Source organism: Pseudoalteromonas sp. SS15, from assembly GCF_049257195.1.
Classification (GTDB): domain Bacteria; phylum Pseudomonadota; class Gammaproteobacteria; order Enterobacterales; family Alteromonadaceae; genus Pseudoalteromonas.
Window position 1 is genome coordinate 17,859 of record NZ_JBMMUD010000013.1, and the last position, 21,534, is coordinate 39,392.

At 43.6% G+C, this 21,534-nt stretch carries 19 protein-coding genes; 9 read left to right on the forward strand and 10 right to left on the reverse strand.

All coding sequences use genetic code 11. The features are described 5' to 3' along the window. Positions 1 to 11: 11 nt before the first annotated feature. Complete coding sequence (locus AAEU28_RS19660; RefSeq protein ID WP_421965621.1) at positions 12 to 644, reverse strand: endonuclease; 633 nt, start codon at positions 642 to 644, stop codon at positions 12 to 14. Positions 645 to 769: 125 nt separating this feature from the next. Then, complete coding sequence (locus AAEU28_RS19665) at positions 770 to 1,477, reverse strand: hypothetical protein (protein WP_421965622.1); 708 nt, start codon at positions 1,475 to 1,477, stop codon at positions 770 to 772. A gap of 242 nt (positions 1,478 to 1,719) precedes the next feature. Here AAEU28_RS19665 and AAEU28_RS19670 point away from each other — a divergent pair, with 242 nt between their 5' ends. The 5 genes from AAEU28_RS19670 to AAEU28_RS19690 all read left to right on the forward strand — a co-directional run bounded on the left by AAEU28_RS19670 (position 1,720) and on the right by AAEU28_RS19690 (position 7,740). Then, positions 1,720 to 2,100 carry a hypothetical protein gene (locus AAEU28_RS19670; RefSeq protein WP_421965623.1) on the forward strand — a complete coding sequence of 127 codons (381 nt, stop codon included), beginning with the start codon at positions 1,720 to 1,722 and terminating at the stop codon, positions 2,098 to 2,100. 518 nt (positions 2,101 to 2,618) lie between these two features. Beyond that, on the forward strand, positions 2,619 to 4,433 hold the full coding sequence (locus AAEU28_RS19675; RefSeq protein WP_421965624.1) for an assimilatory sulfite reductase (NADPH) flavoprotein subunit: 1,815 nt from the start codon (positions 2,619 to 2,621) through the stop codon (positions 4,431 to 4,433). A gap of 54 nt (positions 4,434 to 4,487) precedes the next feature. Next, positions 4,488 to 6,206 (forward strand): assimilatory sulfite reductase (NADPH) hemoprotein subunit, encoded by a 1,719-nt coding sequence (gene cysI, locus AAEU28_RS19680; protein WP_010562227.1) that lies wholly within the window; start codon positions 4,488 to 4,490, stop codon positions 6,204 to 6,206. Positions 6,207 to 6,251: 45 nt separating this feature from the next. After that, positions 6,252 to 6,992 carry a phosphoadenylyl-sulfate reductase gene (locus AAEU28_RS19685; RefSeq protein WP_058028427.1) on the forward strand — a complete coding sequence of 247 codons (741 nt, stop codon included), beginning with the start codon at positions 6,252 to 6,254 and terminating at the stop codon, positions 6,990 to 6,992. Between the two features lie 217 nt (positions 6,993 to 7,209). Beyond that, the gene (locus AAEU28_RS19690) at positions 7,210 to 7,740 is read left to right on the forward strand and encodes a DUF4124 domain-containing protein (protein ID WP_421965625.1); all 531 of its coding nucleotides are present in this window, start codon (positions 7,210 to 7,212) and stop codon (positions 7,738 to 7,740) included. An 82-nt stretch (positions 7,741 to 7,822) separates the two neighbouring features. On the opposite strand, the gene AAEU28_RS19695 is transcribed toward AAEU28_RS19690, so the two are convergent. Together AAEU28_RS19695 and AAEU28_RS19700 are read right to left on the reverse strand one after the other, a co-directional pair. Next, positions 7,823 to 8,908 (reverse strand): metallophosphoesterase, encoded by a 1,086-nt coding sequence (locus AAEU28_RS19695; RefSeq protein ID WP_421965626.1) that lies wholly within the window; start codon positions 8,906 to 8,908, stop codon positions 7,823 to 7,825. Between the two features lie 108 nt (positions 8,909 to 9,016). Then, entirely contained in the window at positions 9,017 to 12,043 is a 3,027-nt protein-coding gene (locus tag AAEU28_RS19700; RefSeq protein WP_421965627.1) for a TonB-dependent receptor plug domain-containing protein, read from the reverse strand. Positions 12,044 to 12,373: 330 nt separating this feature from the next. Here AAEU28_RS19700 and AAEU28_RS19705 point away from each other — a divergent pair, with 330 nt between their 5' ends. Next, positions 12,374 to 14,458 carry a winged helix-turn-helix domain-containing protein gene (locus tag AAEU28_RS19705; RefSeq protein ID WP_421965628.1) on the forward strand — a complete coding sequence of 695 codons (2,085 nt, stop codon included), beginning with the start codon at positions 12,374 to 12,376 and terminating at the stop codon, positions 14,456 to 14,458. A gap of 47 nt (positions 14,459 to 14,505) precedes the next feature. Here AAEU28_RS19705 and AAEU28_RS19710 read toward each other — a convergent pair whose 3' ends face one another. The 5 genes from AAEU28_RS19710 to AAEU28_RS19730 form a co-directional block, all read right to left on the reverse strand. Next, entirely contained in the window at positions 14,506 to 14,730 is a 225-nt protein-coding gene (locus AAEU28_RS19710; protein WP_421965629.1) for a hypothetical protein, read from the reverse strand. Between the two features lie 58 nt (positions 14,731 to 14,788). Next, entirely contained in the window at positions 14,789 to 16,111 is a 1,323-nt protein-coding gene (locus tag AAEU28_RS19715; RefSeq protein ID WP_421965630.1) for a trypsin-like serine protease, read from the reverse strand. 323 nt (positions 16,112 to 16,434) lie between these two features. Further along, on the reverse strand, positions 16,435 to 16,659 hold the full coding sequence (locus AAEU28_RS19720; RefSeq protein ID WP_421965631.1) for an EF-hand domain-containing protein: 225 nt from the start codon (positions 16,657 to 16,659) through the stop codon (positions 16,435 to 16,437). Positions 16,660 to 16,679: 20 nt separating this feature from the next. After that, complete coding sequence (locus AAEU28_RS19725; protein ID WP_421965632.1) at positions 16,680 to 16,901, reverse strand: crotonobetainyl-CoA--carnitine CoA-transferase; 222 nt, start codon at positions 16,899 to 16,901, stop codon at positions 16,680 to 16,682. Positions 16,902 to 16,955: 54 nt separating this feature from the next. Then, complete coding sequence (locus AAEU28_RS19730) at positions 16,956 to 17,186, reverse strand: hypothetical protein (RefSeq protein ID WP_421965633.1); 231 nt, start codon at positions 17,184 to 17,186, stop codon at positions 16,956 to 16,958. A gap of 266 nt (positions 17,187 to 17,452) precedes the next feature. Between AAEU28_RS19730 and AAEU28_RS19735 the strand changes: the two genes are divergently transcribed. Genes AAEU28_RS19735 through AAEU28_RS19745 form a run of 3 tightly spaced genes read left to right on the forward strand, consistent with a single transcriptional unit; the run spans position 17,453 to position 20,708 of the window. After that, positions 17,453 to 18,883 (forward strand): sensor histidine kinase, encoded by a 1,431-nt coding sequence (locus tag AAEU28_RS19735; protein WP_421965634.1) that lies wholly within the window; start codon positions 17,453 to 17,455, stop codon positions 18,881 to 18,883. A 1-nt stretch (position 18,884) separates the two neighbouring features. Beyond that, a complete protein-coding gene (locus tag AAEU28_RS19740; protein ID WP_421965635.1) occupies positions 18,885 to 19,394 on the forward strand; it encodes a hypothetical protein in 510 nt (169 codons plus the stop codon). A gap of 3 nt (positions 19,395 to 19,397) precedes the next feature. After that, on the forward strand, positions 19,398 to 20,708 hold the full coding sequence (locus tag AAEU28_RS19745) for a sigma-54-dependent transcriptional regulator (RefSeq protein ID WP_421965636.1): 1,311 nt from the start codon (positions 19,398 to 19,400) through the stop codon (positions 20,706 to 20,708). Between the two features lie 57 nt (positions 20,709 to 20,765). Here AAEU28_RS19745 and AAEU28_RS19750 read toward each other — a convergent pair whose 3' ends face one another. Further along, positions 20,766 to 21,419: an XRE family transcriptional regulator gene (locus AAEU28_RS19750; RefSeq protein WP_421965637.1), complete on the reverse strand. Its 654-nt coding sequence runs from the start codon at positions 21,417 to 21,419 to the stop codon at positions 20,766 to 20,768. Positions 21,420 to 21,534: the final 115 nt, after the last annotated feature.

Here is a 21,534-nt window from a genome sequence, read left to right on the forward strand (position 1 = left end):
CAAATTTAATGCTAATTGTACCCGTACTTTTTTTGCCAAGTTGTAAATAATTGTTGCTGCTTTTTAGATAACTTCAACCCATAAGTGCTTTGCATATAAAAGTAAGCATCCGCAATGCGCTTTTTGGCAAAATCAGGCGGCTCTACTGTGCGGGCTTTAAAATTGACTTTAACAGGGCAATCGCCATGCTTTAATGCAGTATTAAGCAACATACCAAAACGATAATTACTTCTGTCACCGTTTATTTCACCAATAGCAGGTGCTAAATTGTTAATATCTGCTTCCATTTTGCGAAATTTAGCACTGACTTTTCGGCAATTTTTCCTACCACCATCTTGCCAGCACTGTAGCTGGTGGCCAAACTCCCAAGCCGACACAATGTGCTCCCATTCAATACGAGTGGCACGGCTATTTGGTTTGCCTGCATGGGTATAGGGTTTTCTTGGTTCATAACCACAACTGTTAGCATCAGGGATGAGCTTTTTACCTTGGCGCTTGATCTTACAGCCGCAGTAAAGCGTTGTGGCATCTTTAGGTAGGGTTTTATTGAGGTATTTTTTTGCTTGTGAAAAGCTTGAAAACTCTTTGCCAAAAGTTGGCGGGCTCAGCAATAGCAAAGCCATTAACGCGAATAGCGGGCGCATTTCTCTCACCTAAGTGGACTACAGAAAAATGCACTATATCACCGCAATAAAGGCTTTGAAATTATCTTATTGATTGCAATAGCCTTATTAAAATAATGCTTTAGTTTGTTAGGGCAGAAGATATATTAAGTTGCTTTGTTTCTGCGCTTTCGCCAAGGCGGAGCTTGGAATAATAAGAACATGCCAGAAAGACAAAACAGCACACTGACAACAGAAAAGCTAATGAGCAGCGGGTTATTAAAGTCTTCTCGTTCGTCATAGTCCATAATGTGTAGCATCCAGAAAAAATCGAAAATACGCCAAATGGTGCTTCTTACTGTAATGATTTGCCCGCTTTGCGCCTCTAAATAGAGTGTTGTACTACACCAGTCGTTGTAAGTAACAGACCAGACGTTTTCTTTGTAGCCGATTTCTCTTGGGCCTTTAGCTAACAATTGAACAGCACTGATTTCGCCATTGCCTAAATAGTGAGCGTCGGCTTGCTGTTTGATCAAAGCTTCGCTTGGTGCAGTTAATGGTTTACCAGTAATACCGTTAAACCAAGTCGTTTTATCACCCTGCACTTTAATAACGGGTATATCTAATAGGTGCTTGAACGCAATACTTGAAAGTGCACCTTGGTTTTTTGTAATGAGATTCAAATCTGCAGAGTAATCGGCTCGTTTAAATGGGTTATCGAGCTGACGGTGAGCTAAGTGTTTGCCATGTACTTTTTCAAGCGGAATGGCGCTCATGACAAACCCGCCTAATAACCAAGCGAATATTTGAATAGCGAGTAGGTAGCCAAGCCGTTTGTGTATTTTTCGAATGGGTTTAAATGCTGTTTTTGTCATTATTTTTATCCAAGCAAATGAGAAAAGTGCTCAGTGTACCTAAAAAGGCTTTTCTGTCACTGCGACAAATTGTCTCAGCCTAAAAGTCGTATTAAATCTGGTTTTTCGATGTTGAACAAGATTTGTTCAGTTTTAAAATGCGTTAGCGGTAGCAACCATTCGGTGAGTTAGTTACACTTGTCTATATTAAGTATCGCTTTGTTACACCTTAAAAAATATAGCTTAAAAAGAGAACAGTCATAATGTCAGAAATCCAATTCTTAAATGTAGACCTAGAGCTTGAATCAAAACAGGATATTAGTGCCTTGGTAGACGATTTAAAGAAGAACGCTATGGTGCTGCACTATGATAAAGACGACTATCGTCATTTAGCGCGCATTGAAGCCAACGCTGATGTGGTAAGTCCTGATAAAGCGATTAATCATTTATGCGAGCTAATAGAGTCTTGCTCTAAAAGCGCGCTTAAGCAATGGTTATCTTGTTCTAAGCGTACTTTTGATATTGGTTTTAATTCAGGCGCTGCCCCTAAGTGTTTTTCTCAGCCAATTAGTGCCGATACATTACTGAGAATTTCGGCGATTGGTGCGGGGATCGAAATCACCATTTACCCAGTTGAAGGTTAAGCTAGGGCGTGTTTATCTTTGAGGTATGAATTTTGTTCAAATCAAAGGCTTTCAATACACGAAATGAGCTACGAAGCATAATGGGTTATGTGAGTGGCGAATGACAAAGTAGTGGAAGCCTTTGGTTGAACTCTCCGAGCAGCGCGAGTTGGTCATTTATTCGGCGTTATCGGCTGACTTACATAGAACAACTATGCTACGTAGCCTCTGCCTGGCCTAAATACCCAACTCACTGCTGCAAAAACAAACAGCAAAGGTCAACACGCCCTTGAATTTAACAAAAAACGCGATTTTGGGTTTCCAAGATCGCGTTTTTTTGTTTTTGAGCAAAGTTTTCTTAAAACTGTTTTTAATGGTGTTTTTGCTCTTTGATAACCAAATGGAATAACAAAGCAGATCTAATTCTTTATCCTTGGCAACGCAAATCAGTATGCTTCAGCCTTAGAAAACCTTACTTCGAGTAGAAGTATTTCAGCAAGCAAACTAAGCAGACGGTTTAGGGTTAGGGGATAGATTCCATGTTGTTAAGTCAACTTAGTGCCGCGGCAAGCCCGCTGACACAAGAGCAAGTGCAAAAATTACAAGGTTTAGTGGCCGAGCTAAACCCAATTCAGCAAGCCTGGGTAAGTGGTTACCTAGCTGCAAATGCAAATACAGCTGCATTAAGCGGTGTAGTGGGCGGTCAAGCGCCTGCTGCAGGCGAAGCGGCTGCACTCACCATTCTATATGGTTCGCAAACTGGTAATGCCAAAGGCGTTGCTAACCAGCTAAAAGCGGCTGCAGAGGCGAAAGGCCTAGCGGTTAAGCTGGTGAACATGGCTGACTATAAACCTGCTCAACTTAAGAAAGAAAAGTTTATTGCTGTTGCTGTTTCTACTTATGGTGAGGGTGAGCCACCAGAAGACGCTGAAAACCTACACGCGTTCTTAGCATCGAAAAAAGCACCTAAACTAGATGGCGTTAAAGTAGCGGTTATCGGCTTAGGTGATTCAAGCTACGAATTCTTCTGCCAAACGGCGATTGATTTTGAAGAGCGCTTTAAAGCACTAGGCGCAGAAACGGTTGTTGCTCGCACTGACTTAGACGTTGATTATGAAGAGCAAGCAGCAGCTTGGATCGGTGGTGCGGTTGATGCGTTCGAGCCTGAGCTAAAAGCACAATCACAAGGTTCAGCTCAGGTTATTCCTATGGCTGGCTTCGGTGCGGCACCAGCGCAAAGTCAATACACTAAGCAAAACCCATTTGCGGCTGAGCTAAGTGTGGTACAAAAGATCACAGGTCGCGATTCAACGAAAGACGTACGCCACATTGAAATCTCACTAGAAGGCTCTGATATCACGTATCTTCCAGGTGATTCTTTAGGTGTTTATTTCTTAAATGACGAAACACTTGTTGATGAAACGCTGGCACTATTAAACATTGATGGCGCGACTGAAATCACATTAGGTGAAGAAACGTTATCAATTCGTACAGCGTTAATTGAAAAACTAGAGCTAACTCAGTCTTACCCTGGTTTTGTTGAAAAGTACGCACAATCGACAAATAACGCAGAGCTTTTAAAGCTAGTTGAAGACAAAGCAGCAATGCGTGAATACATCGAAGCACGTCAAATCTTCGATATCATTAAGCAAAACCCAAGCGATATCAGCGCACAAGATTTAGCAAATAGCCTACGTAAGCTACAAGCGCGTTTATATTCAATTGCGTCAAGCCAAGCTGAAGTGGAAGAAGAAGTACACTTAACGGTTGGTTTAGTCGAGTTTGATGCCTTTGGTGAAAAACACTTTGGCGGTTGTTCTGGCTACCTAGCAAACCGCGCTGAAGAAGGCGTACAAGTTAAAGTATTTAGTGAGCATAACGACAACTTCCGTTTACCAAGTGATGATAACACGCCAGTTATCATGGTAGGCCCAGGTACAGGTATTGCGCCTTTCCGTGCATTCTTACAAGAGCGTGATGCACGCGGTGCAGAGGGTGAAAACTGGTTGTTCTTCGGTAACCCGCACTTTACCCAAGATTTCTTATACCAAGTAGAGATCCAAGGTTATGTGAAGTCTGGCCTGCTAAATAAAGTAGACCTAGCATTTAGCCGCGACCAAGCAGAAAAAGTATACGTGCAAGACCGTCTTCGCGAGAAAGGCGAAGAAGTATTTGCATGGTTAGAAAAAGGTGCACATTTCTATATTTGTGGTGATGCAAACCGCATGGCGAAAGACGTTCACCAAGCACTTATCGACATTATTAAAGCCCATGGTGGCAAAGATGACGAGCAAGCTGAGAGCTACCTAAAAGCGCTTCGCAGCAACAACCGTTATCAAAAAGACGTGTACTAGTAGCAAGTGCTAGTACACCACACTGACCGTCACAGTAGAATTTTAGGATAGGCCATGAGCACAGATTACAAACCTAACAGCAAGCTAGACCCAAATGCTAAGTTTGCTGATAACGAAAGACTAAAAACACAAAGTAACTTTTTACGCGGTACCATTGAAGCGGATTTAAAAGACCAACTTACCGGTGGCTTTACAGCGGATAACTTCCAGCTAATTCGTTTCCACGGTATGTACCAGCAAGACGACCGTGATATTCGCCCAGAGCGTACTAAGCAAAAACTAGAGCCAATGCACAACGTGATGCTTCGCGCCCGTATGCCAGGCGGTATTATTACCCCTAAGCAGTGGTTAGCGATTGATGAGTTTGCTGGCGATAAAACCATTTACGGCAGCATTCGTTTAACAACGCGTCAAACATTCCAGTTCCACGGTGTGTTAAAGCCGGGCATTAAAGAAATGCACCAAATGCTAAACAGCGTTGGCATTGACTCTATCGCGACTGCCGGTGACGTTAACCGTAACGTACTATGTACGACTAACCCTGTTGAGTCTGAGTTACACCAAGAAGCTTACGAGTGGGCTGCAAAGATTTCTGAGCACCTATTACCGCACACTAAAGCGTACGCTGAAATTTGGTTAAACGGTGAAAAGACTGAAACAACAGAAGAGCCAATTTTAGGGTCTACTTACTTACCACGTAAGTTCAAAACGACGGTGACGATTCCACCAAACAACGAAGTAGACGTTCACGCGAACGACCTTAACTTTGTTGCCATTGCTGATAACGGCAAACTAGTTGGTTTTAACGTGCTTGTTGGTGGCGGTCTTGCGATGACCCACGGTGATGTAAACACTTACCCGCGCAAAGCTGATGACCTAGGCTTCATTCCGCTTGAGCACACGCTAAAAATTGCAGAGCACGTGGTATCAGTGCAGCGTGACTGGGGTAACCGTGTTAACCGTAAGAACGCAAAAACGAAATATACCCTTGATACTTTCGGTACAGATGCGTTTAAAGCAGAAGTAGAAAACCGCGCTGGCGTTAAATTTGAAGAAAGCCGCCCGTATGAGTTCACTCACCGTGGTGACCGCATCGGTTGGGTAGAAGGTATTGATGGTAAGCACCACTTAACGCTATTTATCCAAAGCGGTCGTATTCTTGATTACCCAGGTCAACCGCTGAAAACGGGTTGTCGTAAGATTGCAGAAATTCACCAAGGTGACTTCCGCATGACGGCGAACCAAAACTTAATTGTTGCCGGTGTGCCAGCTGATCAAAAAGACATCATTGAGAAAATCGCGCGTGAGCACGGCTTAATTGACGACTCACACTCAGAGCAACGCTTTAACTCAATGGCATGTGTGGCGCTACCTACGTGTCCACTTGCGATGGCTGAAGCAGAGCGTTACCTACCAGAGCTTATCGAGAAAACAGAAGCTATTTTAGCTAAGCACGAAATCCCGAATGACGACATCATTATGCGTGTTGTTGGCTGTCCGAATGGCTGTGGTCGTGCGATGTTGGCTGAAATTGGTTTTGTAGGTAAAGGTCCTGGTAAGTACAACGTTTATCTAGGTGGTAACCGTGAAGGTACGCGCGTACCTAAGCTTTACCTAGAAAACGTAGGTGAAGATGTGTACCTACCAGCATTAGACGAATTAATTGGCCAGTGGGCTAAAGAGCGTAACGAAGGCGAGTGTTTTGGTGATTTCGCTATCCGCAAGGAAATCGTTGCCGAAGTGAAAGTTTCTAAAACAGACTTCCACGCTTAAAAAATCATTGAGTTGGCAGGCATGCCTGCCAACCTAGGAACAAGCATGAGTAATTTTAAACAATTATTAGAGTTAGAAGGCGAAGCGCAAAAAGCGTTACTTGCCGAAGCGAATGCTTTGTTAGAGCCAATGACACCGCAACAGCGTGTGGCATGGGCGCTTGAAAACTTGCCTGATACGGCATTTTTATCTTCAAGCTTTGGTATTCAAGCGGCAGTTATGTTGCATTTGGTTTCAACTGAAAAGTCAGATATTCCAGTGGTTTTAACTGATACTGGCTACCTGTTTCCAGAAACCTACCAGTTTGTCGATTACTTAACAGAGCGTTTAGACTTAAATCTAAAAGTATATCGTTCACCAATGAGTCCAGCTTGGCAAGAAGCTAAGTACGGTAAACTTTGGGAGCAAGGTCAAGAAGGTATTAAGCAATACAACACCTTAAACAAGGTGGAGCCAATGACCCGTGCTATCGAAGAAATTGGTGCAAAAACCTGGTTCAGTGGTTTACGTCGTGATCAGGCATCAAGCCGTGCCGACAAGCAAGTACTTGAGATCAGCCGAGGTACTGTAAAAGTGTATCCGATCATCGAGTGGAGCAACCGCGACGTGTATATGTATTTAACCAAGCATGACCTACCTTATCACCCACTTTGGGACGAAGGGTATGTATCTATGGGTGATGTGCATACTACTCGTAAGTTAGAGCCAGGTATGACAGAAGAAGAAACGCGCTTCTTCGGCCTTAATCGTGAGTGTGGCCTGCACATTGACGGTGACGGTATCTAAAAACTCTTATCGAAAAGTTCTTATTTAACCTGAGTTCAGGTTATTTATATGGCGAATTGTTAGAAGCTAGTCTAAACATACAGCCATTAATAATTTTGCCTTGATGTAAATAAAAAGCACAGGTCTCAAAGCCTGTGCTTTTTTATTCCACATTTCCTCTGTAATATTCCTTTTAGCAAACTAAAATAATAAAGAGTCGATACGACGGAGTGTTCTCGTGGGTTATAAAGCATATATGATGATTATGGTGATGCTGATTGGTGTGGCATCATTGTTTGTAATTAAGCGTCCTGATGGCCAACCATATCTGTCTATCGATGCGATTTTCAATAAAGTTGAAAACGATACGCAAAGCTTATTAGATGAATCTAAGCGGCATTTAAATAAAGCAGTAGATTACGCTAAACAAGCCACCAGTGATGACAGTAAGGCAACAAAACAGCCGACCATTTATAAATGGCAAGATGAAAATGGGAACTGGATTTATTCAGACCAACCTAACCCAAAAGGCAACAGCCAAACTCACCAGCTTGATCCCAGCAAAGTCACCATCATGGCCGCTGAAGACACGTCCATTTTATATAAAGATCAGCAAACCGCTGAGAGTGAGTCACTCAAAGCCAACGCGATGAACCCGCAAGATGTCAAAGAGCTGATGAAAAACACCAAAAATATTCAAAAGCTAATGGACGACAGACAAAAGCAGCTCGATGCCGTGACAGAAGGCAAACCTGAGAAGGGGAATTAACCTGAGTTCAGGCTCAGTCTTATTAGAGGCGAAGTGATTTTTTAAACTAGCTCCGCCTATGTTGGATCTGTAAGAAGTCTGACTACTTTAGCTTTTTCCGCTTACCCTCTAACGTGCCGCGCTCGTGCTTACCATTTTCAATAAATAACACTTCACCATATTTGCCTTTCTTGATACTGCTGTCGATGGCAATTACTTTGCCATTAAAGCGAGTTTCTATTTTTTTCTGAGAAGTGTGGCCAACAACAATATGGTTCACATCGAAATGCTTTAATAATAAATCCAACTCATCAGCGGTTGCACCGTCGTCTTTAAAGTAGCCGCGATACCAAATAGGACCATGGGTTTTATGTAGGTAACGGGCAAAGCCTTCACGTTTCTTCGGCAGTTCCTTTTCAACAAGGTGTGACTTAAAGGTTTTGTTTATGGTGTCTAAAGTAACTTTATCTTCAGCGAGCTGGGGATGAAAACCACCATGGGCATATAAGTGGTCGTTGATTTTTACCAGCACAGGCTTACTACGCAGCCAACGACCTAAAATGGTATCTTTATTAAATAACTGGTCGAAAGGTGTATCTAGCAGCTTTTCTGCTTTGACATATTTAGGGTGCAAATAACGCAAGTCGCCATTTAATACCATGACTTCATGGTTACCTAACAGCAGATGAATTTTACCGCCGGCTTGCTCGGCTTGCTTTTCTAGGTCGTGAATAAACCAAAGTATTTCAGTTACCTTGTCGCCACGGTCAAAAATATCACCTGTGATAACAAAATGGCCATCACCGAACGCCCACTGGTTTTGTGCGTTAATGATGCCATTATTTTTAAGTAGAGTGAGCATCAGCTCATACTGTCCGTGTAAGTCACTGAGGGCCGCTACGCGTTTAACACCTTGGAACTCAATTAACTGCTCATCAAAAGTTAGCTGTGCAGTATTTGCCGTTAAGCCGCAATCAGTAAACCCATAGGGCAGGGAGACCCCTTCTAGGTTCACTTGCTTGCGTTTAACTTGGTCATTGCAAATCCAATTGACTGTTAATGCACTGGCGTGCACGTCAATGTATGGACCGTCAGAAATGACTTCTTTGCTGGTCGATTCTGCAGCGCTGATTTGTGAAGCAAATATCAGTGAGGCACACAGTGTGATGCGAAAGCGGCTTCTTATCATTATTTTTATCCTGTTCAAATTGACGAGTGTCAGTTTGCTTCTTAGAAAAGAACAGCCTTGATTACACGCTCTTTGAGGCTATCAAGGCTGCTGTTCTAACGCTAAAAATTAAAACTTAATTTCTGCGCCTAAGTAGCCAAAGCGACCCATACCTGTGCCATATCGGCTATAGAAGTTACCACGACCGCCCGGCATAAAGTCACCCTTGTCATCTAGTAGGTTGTTAATACCACCAAACACGCGTAACTCTACGTCAGCTGCCAAGTCTGTATTATATGATACAGATACATCGTGACGCATATAGCTACCATACTTGTGATATGCCAGCGCTTCAGGGCTAGCGATACAGCCATTGTCTTCTTCAGTTGATGCACAGCGCTCAGCATTTCGCTCTAGTGCAGCGGTGTATTCTCGCTCACGGCTTAGGCTATCAGTGAACGAGCCCAAGTATTTAATCGCGTAGCGTACACGCCACTCATCTAAACGCCAAGCTACAGAGGCTGATAGCTTGTCTTTTGAGCTACCATAGCCTGCATAATCATCGGTCTCAAGGCCGTCTAAGCCAAGGTAAGTGGTTGAGCTTTCAAGAATGTGGTTATAGTCCGCTTTAAAAGATAGGCGACCTAAGCTTTCAAAGTCGTATTTGTATTCGATGGCGACATCGATACCACGGCTGCTGACTTCGTCTAAGTTATCTTCACGTTGTACGATTTCGGTAATGTTACCCTCATCATCACGGCTGATTTCGTTACAGAATGGATTGCTACTGCCAAATGCGGCACTTGAATCGTAACACTCTTGTAAGATGCGCTCATTAGAGATCACTGAGATAGCACCTTCAATGGCAATATCATAATAATCAACGGCAATTTGCAGGTCTTCAATGGCACTTGGCGCCATAGTAAAACCAAATGTGAAGGTGTCAGCCGTTTCTTCTCTTAGGTTAGCATTACCCGCATTAGGTGAATATTTACTACCTGAGCTTGGGTCGAATTCAAAGTCTGGATCTTCAGCGAGTAAAGCCGCGAACACAGGATCTTGACGACACTTATCATGCCCCGCATTGGTTGAAGTGGCTGTTAGGCCGTCACAAATGTCAGTAAAGCTATCGTAGTCACCGCGAGCAGGAGACATCAGCTCAGTGATAGTTGGTGCACGTTGCGCACGGGCAAAGTTAGTACGAATAGTCAGATCTTCAATGGGTTGCCACAAAACGCCTAACTTATAGCTTGGCACTGTGCCTACGGCATCAATGCTGTATTTCGCTAAACGTAGCGAGGTTTCGAGAGAGAGGTTTTTCGCTAGTGGTGCATCTTTAAGTAGTGGCACATCAAATTCAGCAAAGCTCTCGTAGACATCGATTGAGCCTTCAAATTGCGGCACAACATTAAAGGTAATACCGCCTTCGCGCATACCAATGCTGGTTTGTAAATCTTGTTTATCTTTACGATATTCACCACCAAATACCGCCGATACAGCACCGGCTGGTAGCTCGAACAGCTCACCGGTCATGTAACCAACAATGTTGGTTTGATCAATATAAGTATTGATTTCTGGGTTTACGCGGATCCAATCTGCCATTTCAGGAGTGATAGAGCCCTCACCAAATAGATTGATTGGCACACAGCCTGCTGCACGCGCTGCTTCGTCCTTACATTGAATAGTGCCATCGGCGAGTTTTTCAGCATTTAGGGCATAGCTTAGTTTACGCACATCGAGTTCGTTATAGCGCAATTGCTCTTGATGGAATTTACCTAGACCGACTGACACATCCCAATCCCACTCTCCGTCGAATGCTGTGCCTTTCAAGCCAGCCCATGAACGTATGGTGGTACGTGTGTTATCGGTGGCAATATTACCGACTTCATTGAAGCGTCTGTCCCAATAAATACGATCTTTGTATGGTTCGCTATCCAGAATGGCTTGTGGAACGAATGGGTTATCAATAGGGATGTAGCCCGGTCTAATAAGACCTAAACGCTCACCGGTTTCTGGATTATACACAGTCTGACTTGCACCTTCGTATTCGTCTTCAGGCGACTTGTCGTTGAATGATTCATCGATACTGAGTTGCACCTGACCATAAAAGCTCACGTCATCGGTTAGCTCATAGTCGACCTTGCCCGCGATAGAAAAGCTGTCATTTGGCACTTTTAACATCACATATTGTTGTGTGTTAATACCGTAAATTTCTTCGTTGTCTTTCCAGTCGTCGCGCAGTGTTTGGCCGTCATACCAGAATTGTTTGTCGTTGCGTGAGTTTTCTAAGAATACCCCACCAGGAATACCGTCGCTCTTGCTTACCCAGTCTGCCTGAGTGATGTCGCGCATACACTGGTAACCTGTTGCGGTCTGCATTTGGTTACACATTTCGCTTTCACTGTAGCGGTATGCGTCTTCAATTTGAGCACGGTCACGGTCGAAGAAGCTCATACCAAATTGGCGATCCCAGTTTGCACTGACAAAAGCATAACCACGGCCATCATCAAAGCTACTACCTAAATCAAAATCTAGCGTGAACTCTTTGCCTCCGCCATCAAATGACTCACCGGTACGCGCCTTAAATGTTGCGCCTTCTTTGTCAGTTTGTGTGATGATATTTACTACACCGGCAACCGCATCGGCACCATAAGTTGCTGATGCACCGCCACTGATAACTTCAATACGCTGCACCATACCGCTTGGAATAGTACTTAAGCTGACCACGTTACCGCTGTAACTGTTTGATACGACGCGGCGGCCATCGATTAGGGTAAGCGTTCTATCTGAGCCTAAGCCTCGCAGGCTGATAGACGAGATACCCGTCGACGCAACACTCGATTGGCTGGTGGTGTTACTGATAGAGGCATTAATTGAAGGGATATTGTCGACTAGAATTTCAGACAGAGAGCCTAAGCCAGTATCTGAAATTGCATCTTTATTCATAGTCACCAGCGGTGTGGCGACACTAAAACTATCTCGTTTAATACGTGAACCAGTGACGACAATTTTCTCAACTTTCTCTTCTTCCTGTTCTATTGTCGTTTGGTTTTGTTTTACTTTTACGGCATCTAAATCATTTTGCTGTGCATGGGTGCTGAATACGGCACCAAATAGAGCGGCTTGCACGGCAACGCAAAGTTGCTTCTTGTTCATGGTTGTTCCCGTTTTGATGAGTTAACTTGTTAAAGTGATGTCTGTTTTTGTGTTGTGTTTCTTATACCTTGATAATCAAGGACACATGAGACTTGATAAATTGCCCACCTAACTCAACCTCGAGAACATCCGATTTATCTCTTTTTTATATCTTTTTATTACTTTTCAGTACCTTGTAAATTGTTAAGTAAAATTATTTGTTGCAATTAAATAACACTTGCTACTCCCTGTTTTTCATAAATAAGGTAAGATAAAACTATTCATCCGCACTGAATAAATATGAATAAAAAGTAGCGGCTGTTAGTAAAGTGGTTAAGTAGAGCGAATAGCATGCAGTATGAAAAGTCGTTTCAGTTGGGTCCGTATCAGGTGTTTATTGATGAGCACTTGGTGATGCTGAATGGCGAAAAGGTGGCGGCTCAACCAAAAGTGATGGAGCTATTACAAGTTCTAGTGCAACGATACCCTGAAGTTGTGAGTCGCAATGAGCTGATTGAAGGGGTATGGCAAGGTAATGAAATCATTGGTGAAAAAGCCCTCACCAATACAATTTGGCAGCTTAGACAATTGTTTGCTCATCCAAGTGCGCCCCTTGATGTTATCGAAACGATCCGTAAAAAGGGCTACAAGCTGACACTAACACCTGAGCCCCTGAGCTTATCCTCAGAAACAGCTAAACCAGCGTCACCGATTGAGAAAAAGTCTTATAAGTATCAAGTTGCTTTTGGCTTAGTGTGCATCATGATGGTTTTAGTGGTTTGGTCCCTCTTGAAGGCTCCTATTGAACGGCCTGCAAAGTCAGCCTCTCAAATAGATGAAATCACGAAAATGCCGGGCAGTGAATTGCGCCCGAGCCCTTCACCAGACGGTAAACAGTTAGCGTTTATTTGGCAGCAGGGGCAAGTCAGTCAGCTTTATTTAAAAGACTTAACCCACCCGAATGTGCCTATTACGCAACTGACTTTTTCAGATAAAAGGCCTTGGAAAGCAGTCTGGAGTCCCGATCAACAATATTTATATTTTGCCCAGAAGAACAGCCAAGTGTGTGAAATTGTTCGGCTCTCTTTAGCCGATCTAGAGCAGCTGGTTTTAACCAGCTGTCCGCCAGATTCAGGCTATAACTACATTGCGATCAGCCCTGACGGTAAAACCTTAGCGTTTAATGGTAAAGCGCCTTTGGCGTCGCAAGATGGCATTTATTTACTTGATTTAAGCAAAGACGACGCAACACCAGAGCGACTGAGTTGTGATAGTGAATGCGACCTGAGAGATCGAGATGTGGCTTTTTCGCCAGATGGGCAGTATTTAGCGATCACACAGCGTAAAAGCACCTCAGAAGAGCGTTTGAGTCTTTATCATCTAGATAAAAAGCAGTTTCAAGTGCTGGACTCAAGTCATGCAGACATTGTTGGTATGAGCTTTCATCCTAATGGTCAATACCTGGTATATGGTGCGCAGTCTGCGGATAAACGTCGTGGCTATGTCATTGACTTAGAAACTAAAGCGCAAACCAAGTTGACTCCGAGAGGTTTTAGTTACCCCCATTTTGATGACTCTGGGAACTTGTATTATCAGAAACGTCGAGAGAATTATTTTATCGCCAGTTTTGCATTAGACAGTGAAGTGATGTCTATGCCATCGCCGCTGATTGAATCTCACTATTCAAACCAGTATCCGTCTTTATCGCGTGCCCATGAAAAGCTGGCATTTTTATCAAATGAATCTGGGTATTATGAGCTATGGCTGGCGAACTTAGATGGCACGAGTCGAGAACAAATCACCCAGTTACATCGTAACCTACGCTACCCAAGTTGGTCTCTGCAAGGTGATAAACTACTCGTCGTGAGTTCAGATGAAGCCGATGGCCACGACAAGCTCTATGTGTTCGATTATGGCTCGAAGCAATTACGCCGCCTTGACTTGTCTTTTGGCAAAATAGGCCGACCGTTCTGGCATGGTAACGGGCAAGATATTGTTATTCGCCAATCAACGGATGATGGGTGGCAACTTTTTCGCTTAAATGTTGAAACCATGGCACTTTCAGGTCTGTTAACTAAACCAGCCCGATCCGGGCAGTATATTTCTGAGCATGAACTGCTGTTTGTTAATGGTAAAGGCTTGTGGATAAAGCAAGGTGAGAAGCAGGCGTTGTTAATTGCAAAAGCGCAATTTAATACCCGATATGCTTGGTTAGCGACGCAAGAAAAGGTTTTCTATAAGCACTTAGGCGATGACTATAATTTTATTCATGCTTATGATTTAAATAGTAAAACTACTGAGAAGTTATTGCGATTGCCTAAATCGAGTTTTAGTAAAGCGGCTCCGTTTGTCTTTGATGAGACAACACAATCGTTGCTATTTACTCAGAGTTTAACACCGCAATCAGACATCAATCGTCTAAGCCAATTAAAGTAAAAGCACACAGTCAGTGAATGTGTGCTTGTGGTTAAATAAGCTTTAGCTTACTTGCACATGCCTTGTTTACATTGATCCAAAAAGTGTTGATAAACACCTTGACTGGTTGCGCACGCTGAACCACCGCCAATACGTGAACAAAAACGGCCTTGCTCTTGTTTTGCCCAGTATTCACAATAACTCTGGCAGTCAAAATAGGCAGCTGCACCCACAGACGTTGTAGCAGCAAAGCTTAATGCCGCTACTGCGACGAGTTTCATCATTTTAGACATGATATTTCCTTGTTTTAATAAACGATAAAAAGGGGGCTTCTCCCCCCATTGATGTGATTTATTGCTGACAGTTCGGATCGTTACCGATCAGTTGCCATACTTGTGAAGAGCCCGGTTTTTCATCTAGCGTCCACCACTTCGCTTCGTACACTTTGCCGTTATAAGTTACACGATCAGGTTTACGATAAACGGTATTGGCATCCCAAGAGCCTGCACATACTGGAATGTCAGCTGCTTTTGCAGAAATAGTGCCTGAGTGATTGGTGTTGCTGCCTGCTTCTGTAAATTCAAAGGTCACGCCAGCAGTACCAGACTGAGTAGCTGTGAATTCAACATTAACACTACAGTTGCCATTCTGGCTCAGTGTGCGGTTGCTACAAGTATCAGAAGTCACAACCAAACCACTTATTACACCACTGCCGCGCACTGTAACCGCATTAAGTGCAGCTGCCTCACTGCCTGTATTGCTGATGTTAAAGCGGTGCGAAACAACTTCATATAATGTGAAGTCAGCCAAGGTTTGGCTTTGCTTATAAACTAGGTTTGAGCCGCCGCCAGCAGATTTAATTTCGTCGATCCAACCACTCAGTGCTGCCACATCGGCATATACACCGTATTTGCTTGGACGCGCACAGCCTATACCCCAACTGACTGTACCTAGTTGTACAATCTCGCCACCGCGGTTGATCACGATAGGGCCGCCACTGTCGCCACTACATGAATCTTTTTGACCTTGCGGGTAGCCTGCACAAAATGCGACGCTGCCTACATTGGCATAGTTACCACCTGATTGATTACAGATAGCATCAGAAACAAGAGGTACGTCGACTTCTTGAATGAATGAAGGACGGCTACCGCCTTCTGATAAACGACCTAACCCGGCAACAGATAATAAGTCACCGCTGCGGGCGTATTGGCTTAGAGAGCCTGAAGCGAGACGCACTGCTTGGCCTTGTGTTGGCGTGCGCTCAAGTTTTAATAGTGCGATGTCATAGTTCAATGTGCTGCGGTTATATTGCGGGTGCACGTATTTTTCTACAACGCCAATGCGGTCGCCATCTGTGCCACCGAGTCTAAAACCTGCCACTTTTACATCAATAAAGCGGGCTGCTTTACTGCTGACACAGTGCGCGGCAGTCAGTACGTAGCCATCACCAATGTAGCTACCGCCACAAAAAGCGGTTGTGCCATTCGAGTTCAAGATTTGCGTGTAGAACTGCCAGTTCGCCGTGTTCGCAGGACCACCGCCAACAATTTGAGGGGTGATTTCAGCATCATCTTGCTCAGGAATAAATGGCAAGATGTCGCTTTGTGCTTGGGCTGCAAATGCACTTGAAAGCGCAATGGCTAAACTTGTTGTTAATAGGTTGAGTTTTTTCACAACGGGTGTCCTTGTTGTTTTTTTAATCGAGTGGTGATTATGGGTACTGATAGATTAAATGCAAATAAAATGTTAATGATAATTTTTCATATTGACGTGAAGTTTGAGTTTTGAGCTTATAAATAGGGGGGGGTGGTGGTTGTTTTAAAAATAAATATTAAGAGGTCAGATTTCTATTTATTTACACTTTGGTAACTTTTAGGGTTTTGTGGTGTTTCTACATCCGTGTAGAGGGGGGATCCTTTAGGCTATTCTGCGTATTGGAATGATGATCACCAATCCTCCAAATGCACACTCAATTTAGAGGACTGATGTAGCGCCGATTACTGCTCTGAGTCGAGCGCCTTAAACTCTTTTTGCGAGATTTTACCGTCGCCATCAGCGTCTAGGCGGTCAAAAAGCTGCGTTAAGGTGTTTGATACTTTTGCTTCTTTTTGACTGATATAGCCATCACTATCTGTATCAAAGTCACTGAAAGAAGCGGCGAATGCGTGTGCACTGATCAAAGTTGCAGCAGCGATAATAGATAAATTAACCATAGTTTTCATAGTCTTGATCCTTAATGTGATTATTGCTTAAAGTTTTTGAATTCAGCTTCAGAAAGCTCGCCGTTTTTGTTTTTATCAAGTTGATAGAACTGTGCAGCTACTTTTGGAACCGCCTTTGCTTCAGTTTGCGAAATAACGCCATCTTTGTTGGCATCGACGCTTGAGAATTGCACGTCGCTTGCAAGTGCAAAGGCACTGATGAAAAGTGAAGTTGTCATAAGTAATGTTTTTGAAAGCGTCATAATGAGCTCCTAATTTTTAAAAATGTAAGAAAAGGGTGATAAAGCTAAAGCGAATTAGCCTTCAAATTTACCGAACTCGGTTTTACTCAGTTCGCCGTTGCCATCGCTATCTAATTTCTTGAACTGGTCGTTAAGGCGCGGATCTGCTCTTGCTTCAGTTTTGCTGATGCTGCCGTTACCATCTTTGTCGAACTGCTCAAAAGTGGTTGTCGCTAATGCACTGAAGCTGCTACCTACTAATGCGATGCTCGTTACAAGTAGTGCTGAATTAATATGTTTTTTCATCTTCATTTCCTTCTTTTGGACCACCTCGTTATTGAGTGTGGTGTTCGTCAATGTCGAAGTAGATAACTCAAAAACGGTGCCAAAAATAAAAAGCTTATAATTATCAGTTATTTATAATTTTTAATGGGGTTTTATTCAGAAGTGATTCAGTTGCAGTGTTGCTAAATAGCAACAGTTAAACGAGTTAGCTTTTTATTTGTCATTTAAAATCATGTATTTAGCTTGTTGCTTTTTTGCGACAAGCGAACTTTCGAAGGACGAGCACAATGGCTTCAGGGTTAAAAACTAGGTTCAGAGCGTGGCGCGTAATTTGTAAAAAATTAAAAATTTCTAGCTCTTTTGTACATCAGGCCGTTTTCGCAGTTGTCGTATCGACTTTGCCACTGATTGCATTGACCTTGTGGTTCTCGTCTTCTCTGCAGCAGTCTTCTTCAGAAATGCGTAACTTTTATAAGCTATCTCAACAAGTTGAGCGAGATTTTAAGGCTGTTTCGCAAGCCCTAAAAGCGCTACAAGACGCCGAGCAAAATAACCAAATATTACAAGACAGCCAGTTAACTCAAACTCTCGCAAATAAGTGGTTTGAAGTTGAAAATATGGCGGTGGCATTAAAAAAATATGCCCGCTCAGAGGGCTTTGTTGCCGATTTGCAACAGCTGCAACAGACCATGCAATTGCACACTAAATCAGACGATACTTTTGCCAGGACTTGGCGAGATTACTATCAATTGACCGACACGCTAAAGGCTGATTTAGCGCAAACGCAACAGCAACTCGATGCACATATTGCTCAGCAACAATGGTTGTTTTTTATTGGCTTGAGTGTACTGGTGCCCTTGTTGGCTGTGGTGAGTATTCGTTTATTAGTGAAAATTCGCAGCAAGTTATCGGCCATAGAAAAAGCCACTGATCAGCTAGGTGTCGGTGAATGGGAAAAACCTATCGCATTATCGGGCAGTGCCGAGTTGGCTAAATTAGGCGCGCGCTTAAACTGGTTAAGATTGAGTTTAAAAAGCCAACATGAAGAGCAAGATACCTTTTTGCGTCATGTCAGTCATGAGCTTAAAACCCCCCTTGCGTCCATGGTCGAAGGTACATCATTACTCAACGAGCAAGTGCTCGGGGCATTAAATGCGCAGCAAACTAGGGTGTTATCAATCATGGACAAAAGCGCTATGCAACTTAAAGCGCTGATTGAAGATTTATTGTTATTTAGCGGTACCGCTAAGCTGACCCAGCTAGAGCAAAACAAACCCTGCGGCGAATTAAAAGCTGAGTTGCAACAGTATTTTGCTGATTTACCCATGGCACAACATAAGCAACTGAACTGGCAATTAGACGATTTAGAACAATTAAGTGTGCCGTTTTTACCTTGCAAACTGGCACTGACACAAGTGATCAGTAATGCTCTGCGATTTGCTAAACACCATGTTGAAGTGTGCTTTAGCAAAGCTGCGGACGGTTATCAGTTTGTGGTAACCGATGACGGGCAAGGTTTTAATGAAGAGGCGGCCAGTCGAGCACTTGAACCATTTTATAAAGGCGCTGATCAGCAACACAACAACGAGGCACATATGCACAGTGGTTTAGGTTTATCAATTGCGCATGAATGCTGTAAAGCGATGTCAGGTGCGCTGATCATTCGCGCTCAACAAGGTGGTCATGTCACCATTAAATTTGGCCTAGGAGCGGCTTAGTATGAAACGATTTGTTTGGTTTATTTGTCCTTGGTTACTGACTGGTTGTGTACTGAGTAGTGATCCAAGTCCCGTTGAGCCTAAAGTGCCAGTGGTGCAACTGCCTAGTTATGCGCCCGTATCGGTATTGATGTCTTGGTACTTAGTAGCTTGTGAGAAGCAGTCCTTTCAGCACAACGATAGATATTTGCATGAATCGTATTTACATGACTTTTTTAACCGCTATTGCCGAGCAAAAAGTAGCACGAGCCGTTTGGCTGCGCTAAAGCGGGTGCAAAAACAAGCGCCTTGGCCAGAATCGTATCAACACTTTTTTGCGTTACTGAAAAGAGAAAACCAACACACTCAAAAGCTTGCTGGCGCATTGCATGTTCAGCAAAAAGCCGTAAAACGCTTAACCGCAGAATTGAACGAAGTGGCAACTCAATTAGATACCTTAAAAGCACAGCTCGCGCAGTTGCAACGCAAGCGTTTAGAGCAAAGCCTACAACCCTTAAACGATGAGGAGTAGAGGATGGCGAATACAAATTTATTGATTGTTGACGATGATGTCCACTTTGCAGAGTTGCTGTCATTGCGCTTAGAAAGCTTAGGGTATCAAGTACATTTAGCGCATCGTGCCACTCTTGCTCTGTCTATTTTGCAAAAGCACGCCATTGATGTCGTGCTCACCGACCTACGTATGGAGCACATGGATGGACTGGCACTATTTAATGAAGTTAATAAGCGCTTTAGCGCATTACCTGTGATCATCATGACCGCCCATGGCTCAATTGAAGAAGCCATTAAAGCGACCGAATCGGGCGTATCGGGTTTTTTAACTAAGCCAATCGACATCGCAGCATTAGAGCGCTTACTAGACGGGGTGTTAGAGCGGCGTTCAAGCGCTGAGAAAAAAGTCGGTGAGTTTCATGGTGTATTCTATGAAAGTGATTTAATGCACACGCTAGCCTATAAGTTAGAGGCGATTTCTCGCAGTCAGGCCAATATATTAATTCAAGGTGAAAGTGGCACGGGTAAAGAAGTTACTGCTCAGGCAATTCATAAAGCCAGTGCAGTGAGTGAGGGCCCGTTTATCGCCATTAACTGTGGCGCGATGCCCGCTAATTTATTGGAGTCAGAATTATTCGGTCATCAAAAAGGGGCTTTCACTGGCGCAACCAAAGATAAAGTGGGTTTGGCGCAATTGGCCGACAATGGCACCTTATTTCTAGATGAAATTGCCGATATGCCATTGGATCTGCAAGTGAAGCTTTTACGCGTATTACAAGAGCGCAAGATCAGACCGGTTGGTGCAGAGTTCGAAATTCCCATTAATGTGCGAATTTTAAGTGCCAGCCACAAAGATTTAAAAAAAGCGGTAGAAGCAGGCACATTTCGTGAAGATCTATATTATCGCCTTAATGTTATTTCTATTACCTTGCCAAGTTTAAAAGAGCGGCCAGAAGATATCCCTCTGTTAGCGAATCACTTTTTGGCAAAATTTGCCGACAAGTCATTTAGCCGCGATGCGATAGCAAGGCTAGTGCAATACCCTTGGCCGGGTAATATTCGACAATTACATAATGTGGTTGAGTATGCGGTGGCACTCACGCCGGGCAAGCTTATTTCGCTGCAAACGATTAATGAGGCTTTACCCGAAGAAACAGATGCCCCATTTATTGGTTTAAACGAAGCAAAAGTGCAGTTTGAGTACGAGTATTTGCAAAAAGCGCTCGCGATCACCCGAGGCAATGTAGCTGAGGCCGCGAAAATTGCTAAGCGCAATCGATCCGATTTTTATAAATTACTTAAAAAGCACAATATAGAGCCAAGTGCGGTTTGAGTAAGTAGCCTGTCAGGAAAAGCCGAATTGCTGCTGAGCAATGCGGCTTTTTAGCAGTTAAAGGCTACGGCCACACCAGACAATGCGACCCGCCACGCCGTGTTGCTCGGCGTTCTGACTATTAATTTGCCAGCTTGGGTAGGCGTCGTTATCTGATACCACAGCAATATGATCAGATTTTTGCTTTAAGCGCTTTGCCATTAAGCCATCTTGAGTTTGAATAACATACACGCCTTCACGACTGACTTGTTGCTGACTTAAGTCAACCAGCACCATGTCGCCATGCTCAAGGGTTGGCAGCATACTGTCACCGCGAATAGACACGAATGCCAAACGGTCACTGTGCACACCAAGCTGTGAGCTTAACCAGCGTTTATTCAACGCAAACTGTTCAGTGACATCTTCGCTGCCACCCATGCTACCAAAGCCCGCACTGGCCTCAACGTCGAGTTGTGGCACCATTAATAGTTCGTCTTGGCTAGATGAAAACGGTTTATCGACTGGTTGCTCGCCAGTTAATAGCCAGTTTAAGTCGATACTAAATAGGCTATAAAGATGTTCAAGATAGGTCATTGAAGGGCGACTTAAACCACGACAAATACGATAAATATGCGAAGGTGACTTGCCTGTTAAAATGGCAAATTGGCGTTTGTTTCCGCCAGCAAATTGCTCAACCAGCTCCATAAAACGACGAGAAAAAGCCGTGCTCATAATACATCACCTCAACATCTTTAATTTGGCCGAACAGCATAATCTCTGGCCTTACACTTGTATAGCCAAGTGCAGTGCAAATGCGGAATAAGTAGACAGGTTTGGGTTAATAATA

Coding starts and splice junctions, on each gene's coding strand:
- AAEU28_RS19660 (WP_421965621.1), bottom strand. CDS start 644: ATGCGCCCGCTATTCGCGTTAATGGCTTTGCTATTGCTGAGCCCGCCA.
- AAEU28_RS19665 (WP_421965622.1), bottom strand. CDS start 1,477: ATGACAAAAACAGCATTTAAACCCATTCGAAAAATACACAAACGGCTT.
- AAEU28_RS19670 (WP_421965623.1), top strand. CDS start 1,720: ATGTCAGAAATCCAATTCTTAAATGTAGACCTAGAGCTTGAATCAAAA.
- AAEU28_RS19675 (WP_421965624.1), top strand. CDS start 2,619: ATGTTGTTAAGTCAACTTAGTGCCGCGGCAAGCCCGCTGACACAAGAG.
- cysI (WP_010562227.1), top strand. CDS start 4,488: ATGAGCACAGATTACAAACCTAACAGCAAGCTAGACCCAAATGCTAAG.
- AAEU28_RS19685 (WP_058028427.1), top strand. CDS start 6,252: ATGAGTAATTTTAAACAATTATTAGAGTTAGAAGGCGAAGCGCAAAAA.
- AAEU28_RS19695 (WP_421965626.1), bottom strand. CDS start 8,908: ATGATAAGAAGCCGCTTTCGCATCACACTGTGTGCCTCACTGATATTT.
- AAEU28_RS19700 (WP_421965627.1), bottom strand. CDS start 12,043: ATGAACAAGAAGCAACTTTGCGTTGCCGTGCAAGCCGCTCTATTTGGT.
- AAEU28_RS19705 (WP_421965628.1), top strand. CDS start 12,374: ATGCAGTATGAAAAGTCGTTTCAGTTGGGTCCGTATCAGGTGTTTATT.
- AAEU28_RS19710 (WP_421965629.1), bottom strand. CDS start 14,730: ATGTCTAAAATGATGAAACTCGTCGCAGTAGCGGCATTAAGCTTTGCT.
- AAEU28_RS19720 (WP_421965631.1), bottom strand. CDS start 16,659: ATGAAAACTATGGTTAATTTATCTATTATCGCTGCTGCAACTTTGATC.
- AAEU28_RS19725 (WP_421965632.1), bottom strand. CDS start 16,901: ATGACGCTTTCAAAAACATTACTTATGACAACTTCACTTTTCATCAGT.
- AAEU28_RS19730 (WP_421965633.1), bottom strand. CDS start 17,186: ATGAAAAAACATATTAATTCAGCACTACTTGTAACGAGCATCGCATTA.
- AAEU28_RS19735 (WP_421965634.1), top strand. CDS start 17,453: ATGGCTTCAGGGTTAAAAACTAGGTTCAGAGCGTGGCGCGTAATTTGT.
- AAEU28_RS19740 (WP_421965635.1), top strand. CDS start 18,885: ATGAAACGATTTGTTTGGTTTATTTGTCCTTGGTTACTGACTGGTTGT.
- AAEU28_RS19745 (WP_421965636.1), top strand. CDS start 19,398: ATGGCGAATACAAATTTATTGATTGTTGACGATGATGTCCACTTTGCA.
- AAEU28_RS19750 (WP_421965637.1), bottom strand. CDS start 21,419: ATGAGCACGGCTTTTTCTCGTCGTTTTATGGAGCTGGTTGAGCAATTT.